This window comes from Paenibacillus silvae (assembly GCF_014639235.1).
Lineage (GTDB): Bacteria > Bacillota > Bacilli > Paenibacillales > Paenibacillaceae > Paenibacillus > Paenibacillus silvae.
This window is the reverse complement of sequence record NZ_BMFU01000003.1, coordinates 508,787-522,573: the sequence shown is the minus strand read 5'-3', so window position 1 is coordinate 522,573 and position 13,787 is coordinate 508,787. Positions and strand designations below refer to the sequence as shown.

At 46.6% G+C, this 13,787-nt stretch carries 12 protein-coding genes; all 12 read left to right on the top strand.

The features are described from left to right. The first annotated feature begins 7 nt into the window (after positions 1-7). The 12 genes from IEW26_RS13300 (at position 8) to IEW26_RS13245 (ending at position 13,774) form a co-directional block, all read left to right on the top strand. Complete coding sequence (locus IEW26_RS13300) at positions 8-1,315, top strand: O-antigen ligase family protein (RefSeq protein WP_188592747.1); 1,308 nt, start codon at positions 8-10, stop codon at positions 1,313-1,315. Next, positions 1,312-2,490 carry a glycosyltransferase gene (locus IEW26_RS13295; RefSeq protein WP_145403458.1) on the top strand — a complete coding sequence of 393 codons (1,179 nt, stop codon included), beginning with the start codon at positions 1,312-1,314 and terminating at the stop codon, positions 2,488-2,490. The genes IEW26_RS13300 and IEW26_RS13295 overlap by 4 nt, the downstream gene beginning before the upstream one ends. 1 nt (position 2,491) lies before the next feature. Further along, entirely contained in the window at positions 2,492-3,574 is a 1,083-nt protein-coding gene (locus IEW26_RS13290; RefSeq protein WP_186322984.1) for a glycosyltransferase family 4 protein, read from the top strand. Positions 3,575-3,610: 36 nt separating this feature from the next. After that, on the top strand, positions 3,611-4,756 hold the full coding sequence (locus tag IEW26_RS13285; protein WP_188592746.1) for a glycosyltransferase family 4 protein: 1,146 nt from the start codon (positions 3,611-3,613) through the stop codon (positions 4,754-4,756). A 52-nt stretch (positions 4,757-4,808) separates the two neighbouring features. Further along, positions 4,809-6,008, top strand: a complete 1,200-nt coding sequence (locus IEW26_RS13280) for a glycosyltransferase family 4 protein (RefSeq protein WP_145403455.1) — start codon at positions 4,809-4,811, stop codon at positions 6,006-6,008. An 18-nt stretch (positions 6,009-6,026) separates the two neighbouring features. Further along, positions 6,027-7,391: an oligosaccharide flippase family protein gene (locus IEW26_RS13275; RefSeq protein WP_188592745.1), complete on the top strand. Its 1,365-nt coding sequence runs from the start codon at positions 6,027-6,029 to the stop codon at positions 7,389-7,391. A 20-nt stretch (positions 7,392-7,411) separates the two neighbouring features. Further along, a complete protein-coding gene (locus IEW26_RS13270; protein ID WP_188592744.1) occupies positions 7,412-8,800 on the top strand; it encodes a sugar phosphate nucleotidyltransferase in 1,389 nt (462 codons plus the stop codon). Then, the gene (locus IEW26_RS13265) at positions 8,797-10,128 is read left to right on the top strand and encodes a UDP-glucose dehydrogenase family protein (protein WP_145403452.1); all 1,332 of its coding nucleotides are present in this window, start codon (positions 8,797-8,799) and stop codon (positions 10,126-10,128) included. The genes IEW26_RS13270 and IEW26_RS13265 overlap by 4 nt, the downstream gene beginning before the upstream one ends. Positions 10,129-10,168: 40 nt before the next feature. Beyond that, a complete protein-coding gene (locus IEW26_RS13260) occupies positions 10,169-11,086 on the top strand; it encodes an LCP family glycopolymer transferase (RefSeq protein WP_145403451.1) in 918 nt (305 codons plus the stop codon). Positions 11,087-11,121: 35 nt separating this feature from the next. Continuing rightward, positions 11,122-11,670, top strand: a complete 549-nt coding sequence (locus IEW26_RS13255) for a VanZ family protein (protein WP_145403450.1) — start codon at positions 11,122-11,124, stop codon at positions 11,668-11,670. A 105-nt stretch (positions 11,671-11,775) separates the two neighbouring features. After that, positions 11,776-12,291 (top strand): hypothetical protein, encoded by a 516-nt coding sequence (locus IEW26_RS13250; protein WP_188592743.1) that lies wholly within the window; start codon positions 11,776-11,778, stop codon positions 12,289-12,291. Between the two features lie 571 nt (positions 12,292-12,862). Further along, complete coding sequence (locus IEW26_RS13245) at positions 12,863-13,774, top strand: ABC transporter ATP-binding protein (RefSeq protein WP_145403448.1); 912 nt, start codon at positions 12,863-12,865, stop codon at positions 13,772-13,774. The last annotated feature ends 13 nt before the right edge of the window (positions 13,775-13,787 follow it).

Here is a 13,787-nt window from a genome sequence, read left to right as displayed (position 1 = left end):
TATGTACATGACTTCTTTGAACGTCAAATCACAGGTGTCAATACAAGCGAGATCAGAAACCTCGCCCTCCGTGATCATGATGTTGATTCATTTTTTGCTGCTCTATTTATCTGTTTATGGGTTGATCTCCATCTATGTGGATAATATCGTCATTCGTTCACTGAAGGATGCCGGCATGCTGCTGCTTGCATTTTATACACTTATCCGGGTATATCGGCAGCAGATCGACTTTATGAACTTGCTCCTGTTTGTATTGGCGTCCCTGGTCATATTGGGTTCTCTAAATGTACTGGTCGGTTCCAGTGTGGTGACTTTGATCTATGGCATCAAGATTACCTTGCTGCCGCTGGTCATGCTGTTTACAGGCATGTTTATGGCTCAGCATGGCAGGGTGTTCGCATTTGCCAGAACCAATCTGGTTATTTTTATTATGCTCATTGCAGGGTGGTGCGTTCAATATGCGCTGGGTATAGAAAAGCTAATCACGATGGGATTCGTATATGGAGTAAACATCAAAAACTATCTTGAAGGTGTTCCACGTTTATCATCCATTACGTATTCACCAGATGGTTATGCGTACGCACTGCTCATGACAGGCATCATTGCTGAACGAACCAGAATGGCCGTAAACCATCGAAGCTTTCGCACCCTCATTCAGCTGCTGACGATCAGCTTTTTGCTGTTATCCACCATTCGATCGGCTTTGCTGCTGTGGTGTGTATATCAGATGGTTCTTTTTATGATAAGTATGCGCAGGTACAGCAGGAGAAATATTCTGGTTCTGGCGTTTGTTTTTATGGCAATGCCTGCAGCAGTTTTTCTTGGAGGCAGGCTGCTGCAATCTAAAAATCTGCTCTCCAGCTCCTCTCTGCTGGATCGGCTTCAGACATGGGGGAGTAGTCTGACATCACCCTTCACCATGAATGGCATGATCGGCAATGGCATCGGCTCGGTGGGTGCCGCAAGCCGCCGTACACATATGATCGGTCTGAACTCCAGCAATTTTGCGGTAGACAACCAGTACTTTTCTTTATATGAACAGACAGGATGGATCGGATTGGTGTACTTTTTGATTCTATTTATGCTGCTGTTTATCACGCTTGTTAAACGAATGAAAGCTCCGTCCGAACCGGGAGTGTCCACACTTCCTCAGGCGGCCATCGCAATGGGTGCAGGGGTGGCAGCAGCCAGCCTGACGACCAATGTTCTGGAGTTATTTCCTGCCAACGTTTTTTTCTGGATGTTTATAGGCATGGCTCTATATCAGCCTCGTCGTGCAGGTGAGATACCTTATAAAGCGGGTGAGCAGGGATGAAGGTTTTGCACATCGGAGAATATGTGGTGGGTGGTGTAGCCACGTATGTAAACGAGCTGGTATCTTACCAGCGTGAACGGTTTGATGTCTATGTATTGATGAGTGATTATAATTCGGCCAAGGATTTCAATCTGGAGCCAGAGCGTATTTTGCGTTACAGCTACAAGCGCAGTCCCAGACACTTTCTCTCGGCGATGAGACAGATTCATCAGGCCATCCGGCAGATCGAGCCGGATATTATTCATGTTCACAGCTCATTTGCTGGCATGCTTGCAAGGGGCTTGTTTTTTTTCACACCACGTAGAGCGAGTATATTTTATTGCTCACACGGCTGGTCTTTTTTGATGGATACCAAACCATTGCGTAAAAAGGCTTATTTTATGATTGAAAAAATACTTGAGCTCAAAACGGATTTTATCGTTAACATCTCAAAATATGAGATGCAGCAGTCCATCCGTGTAGGCATGTCTCCTGCCAAATCCCGATTCGTCTACAGCGGCCTGCGAGACCGCAAGCCTGAACAGCGTGAGCGTGGAGAGCGGACGCCGGTGCTGCTGCCGCAGCATGAAGAGTCCGAGCAGGATGCAAGTATGATCAGGCTTCTGTTTGTGGGCAGATACGATCGGCAGAAGGGGCTGGACCTGCTGCTTGATGTATTCAGAATTTATCCTGAGCTTCAGCAGCGCATTCAGTTATACATTATCGGAGATAGTGTGCTGGAAAAAAATGAGTGGACCTTTACGGACAATATGATTCGTTTAGGTTGGGTCAATAACGCAGAGATCGATCACTATTACGAGCAGTGTGATGCAATCATTATGCCTTCCAGATGGGAAGGGCTGCCTCTAGTTGCGCTGGAGGCTATGAAAAATCATAAGCCGGTTATTGCAAGTAATCGTTCTTCACTGCCAGAGCTTGTGACTCATGGTGTGAATGGTTATATTTTCGAACTGGAGCAGCTTGAAGGCTTGAAGGACATTCTTCTGCAGCTCGACAAATCCAAGCTGGCCGAGATGGGAGAAGCAGGTCGTCAGCTGTATCAAGAGAAGTTCAGCTCGGATCGTATGAATGAAGAGTTTGTGAGTCTCTATTACGAAGCGAGAAATGTGGAAGTGAGCTTCCAGGCGGCCGCGCCAGCCTCACGTTTGGAAATTTCAAAAAGGAATGGAGATTAACATGATTACAATATACATTAATGCCCGTTTCCTGACACAGACCGTTACCGGGGTACAGCGCTATGCGATTGAACTTGTGAAGGAAATGGATCATCTGATTGATGTGGGGGAAGTTGACGGCTCTCAGATTGAATTTTGCTTGCTTTCACCTGCCAATGTCGTTACTCATCTTGAACTGAAGCATATCCGCCACAAGATCGTAGGCAGGCTGAAGGGGCATGTGTGGGAGCAGCTGGAACTGCCGTTTTATGCGAAAAAGGGAATGCTGATTAACCTGTGCAACACCGGCCCTGCTTTCAAACGGAATCAGGTGGTGACGATTCATGATGCCTCGGTGTTCAGTTATCCAAAGGCATTTTCCTTTGCCTTTCGGTCATGGTATCAATTTTTGACGGTTCGCTTAGGCAAAATTTCGAAAAAGGTAATTACCGTATCTCATTTTTCCAAAGGTGAACTGATTCAGCACTGTAAAATAGCCGCACAGAAAGTATCGGTTACGCATCTGGGCATTGATCATATCCATCATAGGCAGGCAGCTCAAGGAACGCTCGAGAAATATGGGATCAAATCTCCGTATGTGCTCGCCGTCAGCACAATGAACCCGTACAAAAACTTCAAGCTAATTCTGGACATTTTACCCGAAGTGAAGGCACAGAATCTGAGTGTTGTCATTGTAGGATCAAAGAATAGCAAGGTGTTCAACGATCATGCCGTGAGCGAATCGGAAGATGTCAATTGGGTGGGGTATGTGACGGATGAAGAGTTAAAAGCACTGTATGAACATGCCACCGGTTTTATTTTCCCATCCTTGTATGAAGGTTTTGGCTTACCTCCCCTGGAGGCGATGGCACTCGGCTGTCCAGTGATTGTATCCTCACGTGGCTCGATCCCTGAAGTGTGCGGAGAAGCGGGCCTTTATTTTGACCCTCATCACCCGCAGGAAGCGGCTTCTCGTCTCGTAGAGATGATGTCCGATCCGGAGCTTGGGCAGCGAATGTCCGTTCAAGGCAGAGAGCATTCCGCCTTTTTCTCCTGGAACAAATGTGCCAAGGATACAGTCAACATTATTATGAGCACAGTGTAAGCAGCGGAAATGTACGTTTGTAAGGGAGATAAGGCTATGAACAAAGTGTTTGTTGCGATTGATTTCCCGCCTGATAAGGGAGGGATACATGATTATGCCTACGGGCTTATTTCACAGATGCCGGCAGAAGAGACAACGGTGCTGACGAATATATCAAGCCATGCTGCGGAGTCAGAGCGATTTGATCAGAGCAATCATTTTGAGATTATTCGCAAACGAATTTTCTGGAACTCGAGCAAAGGGCTGCTGCTGCTCTCGCAGCTTATTCTTGTGATGCAGCTGGTGCGGCTCCGATTGCGCAAAAAGACAGATGAAATTCATTTTTTAAACATATTCCCGGTAGGGCTCGCGGGTCCGCTCATGAAATTGCTTTTTAAGGTAAAATACTTCCCTTATGTTCATGGGCTGGATGTGATGGGTATGGTCAACAGCAGGTTGTTTCCACTTCTGTTGTTTATTCTGAAGCGGGCAGACAAGGTCATTGCCAATAGTCAGTATACGAGGTCAAGGCTGGTGGAGCTGGGTGTTTCGGAGAGCAGAATCGTCATTATTCCACCGGGGCTGAATGTTAGCAAGCTGGGCGGGAATATGGAGACCCATGAGGATATTCGGGATACGTATGATCTGCATGGGAAAAAAGTGATGATCACTGTCTCGCGGCTTGTGGAGCGCAAAGGACATGATGTCACCCTGAAAGCCGTGAGCCAGCTCATTACACAAATCCCTGATCTCAAATACGTAATATGCGGGGATGGGCCGTACAAGCAAGAGCTCGAACGGCTGGTCCAAGCGTATGGACTGGAGTCTGTCGTTGTTTTTACAGGGCGTACAACAGACCATGAGCTGCATCAGTTATATGAATGCTCCGACCTCTTCATCATGCCGAGCCGCGACATCAAAGAGAAGGGGGATGTGGAAGGGTTCGGTATTGTGTTTCTGGAGGCGAACTATTATCGCTTGCCAGTTATTGCAGGCAATAGCGGCGGTATTCCCGATGCGGTCAAGGATCAAATTACCGGCTACCTTGTGGACCCTTTGAATGATCAGGAGATTGCAGCACGGATCGAGGAATTAATGACAGATGAGGGGCTTGCCAGAACGATGGGGAATAACGGATATGACTGGGTGACCAATCATTGTCTGTGGTCGCATCGCGGTCAGCTGCTCAAGCAGCTGGTCTGATGAAGATGGATGATATTCACCATTTTCATGTCCTAATTTGGGAGGATTCGGGATGAAAATATGTATTGTTACCCACAGAGTTGTCAAAGGAGAGGGTCAAGGCAGAGTAAACTATGAGATTGCAATCGAAGCGTTAAGGCAGGGGCATGAAGTGGTGATGATATCCAATGAAGTGGAGCCGGAGCTGCTGGAGTACACGGGAGCCAGCTGGATCAAGGTGTTTCCTTCGCTCAAGCTGCCTCGGCTGCTTCGATATCAGATATTTGCCTTTCAAAGTGCAGCTCACATTCGCAAGCTAAGAAAAACGAAGCAGGTTGATCTTGTCATGGTCAACGGGTTTATCACCTGGGCTAGAGGTGACATCAATGCGGTTCACTTTGTGCACAGTACATGGATAAAATCCCCCGTACATAGCTTCCGTGTACACCGCTCCTGGAAACGCTGGTATTTTGGTCTGTACACGCTGGTGAATGCGTATCTGGAACGTTTCGCCTTTCACAGAAGCGGTAAAATCATTGCAGTTTCCGAGAAAGTGAAGAAGGAATTGATTCAACTAGGCATTGAACCGGCTAAGGTGCAGGTCATTCATAACGGAGTGGATGTACACGAGTTTCATCCCGAGGATGCCGCTCTGAAGACTCGAATGGGAGTTACCTCAGGCCGGGTCGTAGGTTTATTTGCAGGTGATATCAGCAGTCCGAGGAAAAATCTGGATACAGTGCTGAAGTCCATGTGTTCTGTTCCTGAGGTAGAACTGGTTGTGGCAGGTGCTACGGATCGAAGCGCTTATCCTCAGATGGCTAAAGACTTGAACATCGAGGATCGGGTACATTTTCTAGGTTACCGAAAAGGTATGGGCGAGCTGATGCGTAATGTGGATCTCTTTATATTCCCTTCCCGTTATGAAGCTTGCAGCCTGGTTGTTCTGGAGGCACTTGCCTCAGGAATACCTGTTGTTATAACGGAACAATCTGGCGTGACTGAAATGATAGCGGCTGTTCAAGGGGAACATCAGGCTGGATACATTATGCAAAATTCGGATGACGCTGTGGAACTTTCAAATATACTGGCTCGGTTTGTTCAAGCTCCAGATGAATTGAAAAGGATGGGGGAAATAGCCCGTGAAGTAGCTCTGAATAATACTTGGACGACGATGTCTCAGAAGTATCTGCTCTTTTATGAAGAGGTGATTCGTCATGACGGTCGATTAGGAAGAGGGAGGAAGGTAAGCAGTAGTGTTGAAGTGCAGTAATGAGAGGCGGAGTATCAGATGAGCATTGCTATCTCTAAAGGACACAGACCTCAAAGTATGATTAAGACAATCCTCATGACCAGCATCATCAATATTCTGATTATGGGCATTACCACCATTACCTCGATCCTGACAGCTAGGGCATTTGGAGCAGAAGGCAAGGGGGAATTGGCTGCCATATTATTTTGGCCAGGATTTCTTACCAATCTCGCAACACTGGGATTGCCAACGTCATTGATCTATCATATCAAAAAAAATAAAGATCTGACTCCAACGTATACCGGTATTGGTTTTATGATTCAAATTCCAGTCAGCATCATCATTGGTATTATAACCTGGTTCGGGATATCCTCCTGGTTATCCAATTATTCAGCAGATGTGATCTATATTGCGAAAGTGTACATTCTTTCTCTGACACCTGTTTTTCTTTTGGCTGGTGTGCTGGCAGCCACTGCACAAGGAACGGAAAAATTCCATATTTTCAATCTGGCAAGACTGTTTGCTACATTAATTAATTTATGTGGACTGCTTTTGTTATGGCTCAGTGGAACCCTTTCTTTGGAACGGGCGATCCTCGTGAGTTTCATGTCTCATGCTATCGTATTGGTATTTTATTGTTATACGTTACGAATGCACATTTCTACACGCATGAAGCAATTTCAGATCAGATCCAAATTATACTTGTTTTCCTTTGCAGGAAGAGTAAGTGGTGTTGAGCTGTTCAATACGTTATATAACCAATTTGACAAGATCATCATTTTGGCTTTGCTCACGCCGCGTGATTTTGGTTTGTATTCAGTCGTTTATGCCCTATCCCGCATGTTTAACGTTATTCAGACGGCCATTGCCAATGTGATTTTCCCCAAAGCCGCTGGTCTCGAGAAGGAAAAGGTCTTTAGTCTTGTCGGCAGATCATTCCGAAGCAGTATGGTTCTGATGATCATTATTGTTATACCTAGCCTGTTTATTGGTCGGTATTTAATGGGGCTTTTATATGGAAAAGAGTTTTTGGAAGCAAGTCTTGTCTTTTATTTGCTTTCTCTGGAATGCATCGTTGCTGGAGGTGCCGGTATTCTGGCCTCTTCATTTAATGCACTAGGTCGACCGGAAGTAATTCTTGTCGGGCAAGTTACTTCAGTGTCAGTTATGATTTTTTTGTTTTTCTATATTACTCCGACTTTAGGTTTAAACGGGGTAGGGATCACACTGCTCGTTGGTTCCATTATACGTATGTTTGTGTCCATGCTGGCTTTAAAAATGATTTGTAAAATCCCTCTGAAACAGATTATGTATGACAAGGGTGATTTTGAGTTTTTACGAGAGCGTTTGTATGAGAAAAACATATTAAAGAGAAACAGAAACATCAAAAAGGTCATGAAATAGAAAAAGAATGGAGTGAACACATGAGAATCGTACTTCTCTCCGGCGGATCAGGCAAAAGGTTATGGCCGTTGTCCAATGACACGAGGTCCAAACAATTTTTGAAAGTGCTGGATGGTGAGCAAGGACAGACTGAATCGATGGTACAGCGCGTATGGAGGCAGCTGAAGCATACCGGGCTGAGTGAACAAGCAACGATTGCAACGAGTAAACCGCAGGTGGAGATTCTGCGAAGTCAGCTCGGTTATGAAGTTGATCTGGTTGTTGAGCCAGAACGCAGAGATACGTTCCCGGCGATTGCTCTTGCAGCAGTCTATCTGTACTCCGTGCAGGAAGTCAGCCTGAATGAAACCGTGGCGGTGCTGCCTGTAGACCCTTACGTAGAGGAATCCTTTTTTCATAAAGTTACAGAGCTGGAGGACGTGCTGCATGAATCCGGTGCTGAGCTAGCCTTGATTGGTGTGAAGCCAACTTATCCTTCTGAGAAGTATGGATACATCATTCCACAGCAGTCTGAACCGCAACCGAATATACGTTACGCCAAAGTATCCCGTTTTCAAGAGAAACCCCGTGAAGCTGAAGCGGCAGAGATGATTGAACAATCTGCCCTTTGGAATTGCGGGGTTTTTGCCTTCAAGCTGAATTATCTGATCAACCTGCTGATCTCACTGGAGCTGCCCATTCAGTATGAGGAAATGCTGAAGCAGTATGGAAGATTACAGAAGATCAGCTTTGATTATCAGGTGGTAGAGAAGGCGAGACATATCGTGGTTACGCCTTATGAAGGATACTGGAAAGACCTTGGGACATGGAATACGTTGACGGATGAGATGAGCACGACGATTGTCGGTAAAGGGGTCATGACAAACAGTACGGTAAACACACATCTGATCAATGAATTGAACATCCCGGTATGTGTGCTGGGCGTATCCAATCTGATTGTAGCGACAAGCCCCGACGGCATCCTGGTCAGTGAGAAAGAGGCAAGCCCGCAGATCAAAGAGGTGCTGAAGGACAGTACAGAGCGCCCGATGTATGAGGAACGCCGCTGGGGCTGCTACAGGGTGCTTGATTATACACGCAATGATAAAGGCGAAGAGGTGTTGACCAAACGCATCATCATTGAGCCGAATAAAAACTTTTCGTACCAGTATCATCTGAAAAGGAACGAAGTATGGACCGTTGTTTCTGGCCAGGGTGAACTCATTATCAACGGCGAGCTGAGATCGCTGCATCAAGGGGATGTTATCTCCATCCCGGCAGGTGGGAAGCACAGCGTAAAAGCATTGACAGAGCTCGAGATTATCGAGGTGCAGATGGGTAGTGAGCTGGTCGAAGAGGACATCGTGCGCATTGAGATGGCGTGGGAAGATATTTTACAAAACTGCGTGAATTGGGGGAAAACAAGATGAATATTGCGGTGATTGGAACAGGGTACGTTGGTCTTGTCTCAGGAGTATGCTTCTCGGAAATTGGTAATCAGGTCATCTGTGTGGATAATAACGAGTCCAAAGTCGAGATGCTGAATGAGGGCATTGTTCCCATCTATGAGCCTGGTCTTAAAGAGCTGATGTCTTCCAATATGCAAGCAGGTAAATTATCGTTCACATCCAACATCGGCGAGGCGATACACCAGTCGGACATTATCTTCATTGCCGTAGGTACCCCTTCTCTGCCAAACGGCGAGGCCAATCTGAGTTATGTAGAGCAGGTAGCGGTCGAGATCGGAACCCACCTGGAAAGCTACAAAATTATCGTGACCAAAAGCACGGTTCCTGTGGGCACCAATGACCGTATTCGCGATCTGATTCGCAGCATTTCCTCCCAGCCCTTTGATGTGGCCTCGGTTCCCGAATTTCTGCGTGAAGGGTCAGCGATCAAGGATACACTGAACCCCGATCGGATTGTTATCGGCACGAGCAGTGAACGGGCCATCCAAACGTTGAAGAAGCTGCATCGACCGTTAACCAACAATCTGGTTATTACAGACATTCGCTCAGCCGAAATGATCAAGTACGCATCCAACGCATTTCTGGCGACCAAAATATCGTTTATTAATGAAATTTCGAATATTTGTGAAAAGGTTGGAGCAGATGTTACCCGTGTAGCCGAAGGCATGGGGTATGACAAGCGTATCGGTTCTTCCTTCTTGAAGGCAGGCATCGGTTATGGGGGTTCCTGTTTTCCCAAAGATACGCAGGCGTTAATCCAGATAGCAGGTATGGTGGACTATGATTTCAGGCTGTTGAAATCGGTTGTAGAGGTAAATCAGGACCAGCGAATGCAAGTGATCCACAAGCTGGAGGAAGCCGTCGGATCATTGACAGGCAAAACGATTGCGGTCTGGGGACTGGCATTCAAACCGGATACGGATGATGTTCGTGACGCACCGGCCATTGATATTGTGCAGCACCTGGTTGATTCAGGTGCGTATGTCAAGGCATATGATCCGATTGCAACGGAAAATTTCCGTAAGGAGATCGATATGGCTTCCATTTCGTGGCAGGATACCCCGCTTCATGCTGCTCAGGGTGCAGATGCACTCTGCGTGCTGACAGAATGGAAGGAGTTTGCTCAGGTGGATCTCCATGTGTTAGCCCAAATGATGAAGGAGCCTGTGATGATTGACGGTCGTAATGTGTACAGTGCAGAACAGATTCAAATGTCTGCCTTCCAATATTATTCGGTGGGACGTCCGGGGCTGACCAAGCTGGAGGGGAAAGCACAAGCAATCATCTGAGCTGACAGTGAATATAACAAATACGAGCGAGGAAAATCTCATGAAAAAGTGGATGAAATGGACAGTGTGGATCGTATCCCTGTTTATCATCGTGGTATTTGGTTATGCGATGTATCTTTACCAATCGGTCAAATCGACGGCAGATCAGATCTATGAGCCGCGTAATCCGGTGAAACCGGTGTCGGTAACGGATATCACAGGCGGTCAGCAGGTTGATTTTAATCGCAAAGAGCCCTTCAACGCACTGATTCTTGGCGTGGATGAGCGTGCACATGACCGGGGACGTTCGGATACGATGATTGTATTAAGTGTGAATCCGGCGAAAAAGAAAGTGCTTATGTTTAATATTCCGCGAGATACCCGGACAGAAATTGTCGGGCGCAGCACCGAGGACAAAATCAATCACGCTTACGCGTTTGGCGGTGTGGATATGTCGCTGGCAACCGTGGAGCAATTTCTGGGCATACCTATTCATTATTATGTGAAGGCGGATATGGAGGGTTTCTCCAAAATCATCGATCTGGTTGGCGGGGTAAATGTGAATAATCCCTTTGCTTTTGACTATGAAGGGAAGCGATATGAGCAGGGGAATATTCACCTCGACGGTGCAGCCGCGCTCGGATTCTCCAGGATGCGTTACGATGATCCCAAGGGTGACCTGGGAAGGAATGATCGTCAACGTGAGGTATTAAAGCAGATTATGAAAAATACAATGCAGTTCTCGAGCATGATGCAGATTCAGAATATGCTGGATGAATTAGGGACACATGTCAGAACCGACCTGACATTTGACGAGATGAAAGAGCTGATTCTGGATTACCGGAGTGATCTGGAGGAGATTGATACAGTAGAGATTAAAGGCACGGGTAAGAAGATCAACGGGATTTATTATTTTATCGTAGATCAGCAGGAAAAGGAGCGCATCCACGGGATATTGAAGCAGCATATGGAACAGTGAGGATCTAACGTGGTGTCATCCCGGCAGGGGAAGTGATGAAAGTGATGCTGAAGGTGAAGGAGTGGGAAACGAGGAAACAAAAGCATCAACGAAAACGAGGCTTATATAGAAGTGCTTTGCAACTGCTGCTGGTGTTCATCTGGATTGCGATAATCTGGTCTATGTCTGCGCAATCCTATCAGCAGCAGGATATCCAGCCTTGGCTTCAGAAGCTGTCGCAGAAGATGCACATCGGGCTTATACTGCCTGATGTGCAATTTGCATACAGTGGGCATGAGTATTCGTTAAAGCAGAATCCCTATGCTTTTGTGGAGTTTTTCTTTCGCAAAACGGCACATGTATTTGTTTATGCTGTGCTTGCCGCGCTTGTATATGGTGGACTGCGATACAAACGTGTGACTATCAGAACAGGCATCCTGCTGGCATTAATTGTGGTTGCACTTATCGCCTCCATGGATGAGTATATTCAACAGTTCAGTCCCGAGCGGACAAGCTCGATCAGGGATGTCGGTGTAGACTTGATCGGTGGCTGCCTCGGCATTGCGGTCTATGGAGCAATCAGGGCTTTGTTTAGGAGAAAATAAAAAGGATTTCCCAGGAAATGCAGTTTCCAGCTCCGTAATGCTTCTACTTGCTTGTAAACCATCATACATATGGGTTAGCAGGAAGCAGGACAAGGGGGCTGGAACATGCTGCGAAGAAGAAATCGAAATGCGCTGCTTCAAAAAATAGGCTTTTTTCTGTTTGTGCTGCTTTTGTTATGGCTGATTGGCAGAAGCCTGCCGGCATTGTTCCGTGCGGACGCACCAGCAGAGGCCGCAGCGGCAGCAGAGCAGTTTTACAAATACGAGCAAACGGGTGATTTCGGAAGCTCATGGGAGCTGTTTCATCCTTTGATGAAGGAACGATTCCCGAAAAGTGCTTATGTGCAGAACAGAGCACATATCTTTATGCAGCATTTTGGAGTGCAGACGTTCGAATTAGAGATGGAGCCGCCTGAGCGGGAATTTGATGTCGAGATCATTCAGGGCGTAAAGCCGTTTCCTGAAGCCTATCGAATAAAAGTGACCCAGACGTATTCGGGAACATTCGGTCAATTCGATCTGGTGCAAACTTGTTATCTCGTACAGGACGGCAAGGAATGGACACTTCTATGGTATTATCCTGAACAGCAGGGGAAGCAAGATAAAGCTTCGTCTGCATGAGAGAACGTTGTACATATATGAGTTTGTAGGTAATATAACATTTGATGTGATGTATTTAGAGATTTAACGCACCAAATCGTATCATAAGTCCCGAATCAGACGCTATAAATGCGAGACTTTTGTCGCATTTATAGCGTTTTTTTTGAATTTCATCCTGTTTTGGTGCTTAAAAAGCTTGACAATAGTCCCGGTGTCAAGTAAATTACGAATTAGGATACAAAATGTATCAATTTTCAGCGCCTAACGACAAATAACAGGGACCAAAGGCTCTCTGTGAGGGGAAGGTATTCCATTGAATGAAACGGGCCGCTTTTACTGTGTCAGTTGTGGGATGATTGTGCCGATCACCAGTGACTTTACTGGAAAGGAAGAGGGAGATGGAGGCAATCACGTGTTTCGGACCGGATTTTACCGGAGTGAAATGCCGCTTGGATGCTGTGAAGCGTGTGTAGTTGAGTCAAAACGTGAAGGGAAATCCCAGTTTGCAGGACAATATACTAAAGATTATGATACACTATGTTCATATGAGAAACGGGCATAAATCATGTCCGTCCATGAAGGAGAGGATGGAATGCAGCAGGAGCCGGTTGTCCGACTTCAGGGCGTCAGCAAGATCATTTCCTCCCGATCATTGGTCAGCGACCTGACCCTGGATATTTCTCCGGGGCAGGTTTTTGGTTTTTTAGGGCCTAATGGCGCGGGGAAAACAACAACGATTCGCATGATGGTAGGTTTGATGTCCATTAGTAAAGGAGATATTTTCATCTCTGGACACAGTGTGAAGAACGAGTTTGAAAAAGCGATATCTCAGGTAGGGGCAATTGTAGAAAATCCCGAGATGTACAAGTTTCTGACAGGATATCAGAACCTGGTACACTTTGCGCGCATGTCACCAGGGGTAACCAAGGAACGTATTGCAGAGACTATTGAGCGTGTGGGACTCAGTGCTCGGATTCATGATAAGGTGAAAACCTACTCTCTGGGTATGCGTCAGCGCCTTGGTGTTGCTCAGGCTATATTACATAGACCCAAGCTGCTTGTTCTGGACGAGCCTACGAACGGTCTGGACCCTCAAGGGATCAGGGAGCTCAGGGACTATCTGCGGCTTCTCACCCGTGAGGAGGGAATTACTGTTTTTGTCTCAAGCCATCTGTTGTCCGAGATGGAATTGATGTGTGACACGGTTGCTATTATTCAGAACGGTAAACTGATTGATGTCCGTAATCTGCGGGATGAAAAGGCTTCAGATGCTCTAATTGATGTTGCCTTTGAAGTTGATGATGCGGAACGTGCCGCTCAGCTTCTCGGTGGTGAGGCAGCGATCCAGAGCAACGTTATCGTTTTGCCGCTATCGCGTGAACAGATTCCTGCAATGAATGCCAAGCTGGTTCAGGCGGGGGTACAGGTGTTCAGCATCCGCAGTGTGACGCGTACGCTTGAAGATCAATTTTTGCAGGTAACCGGAGGTGGCAGCATTGGGTAATCATTTTGGCAAG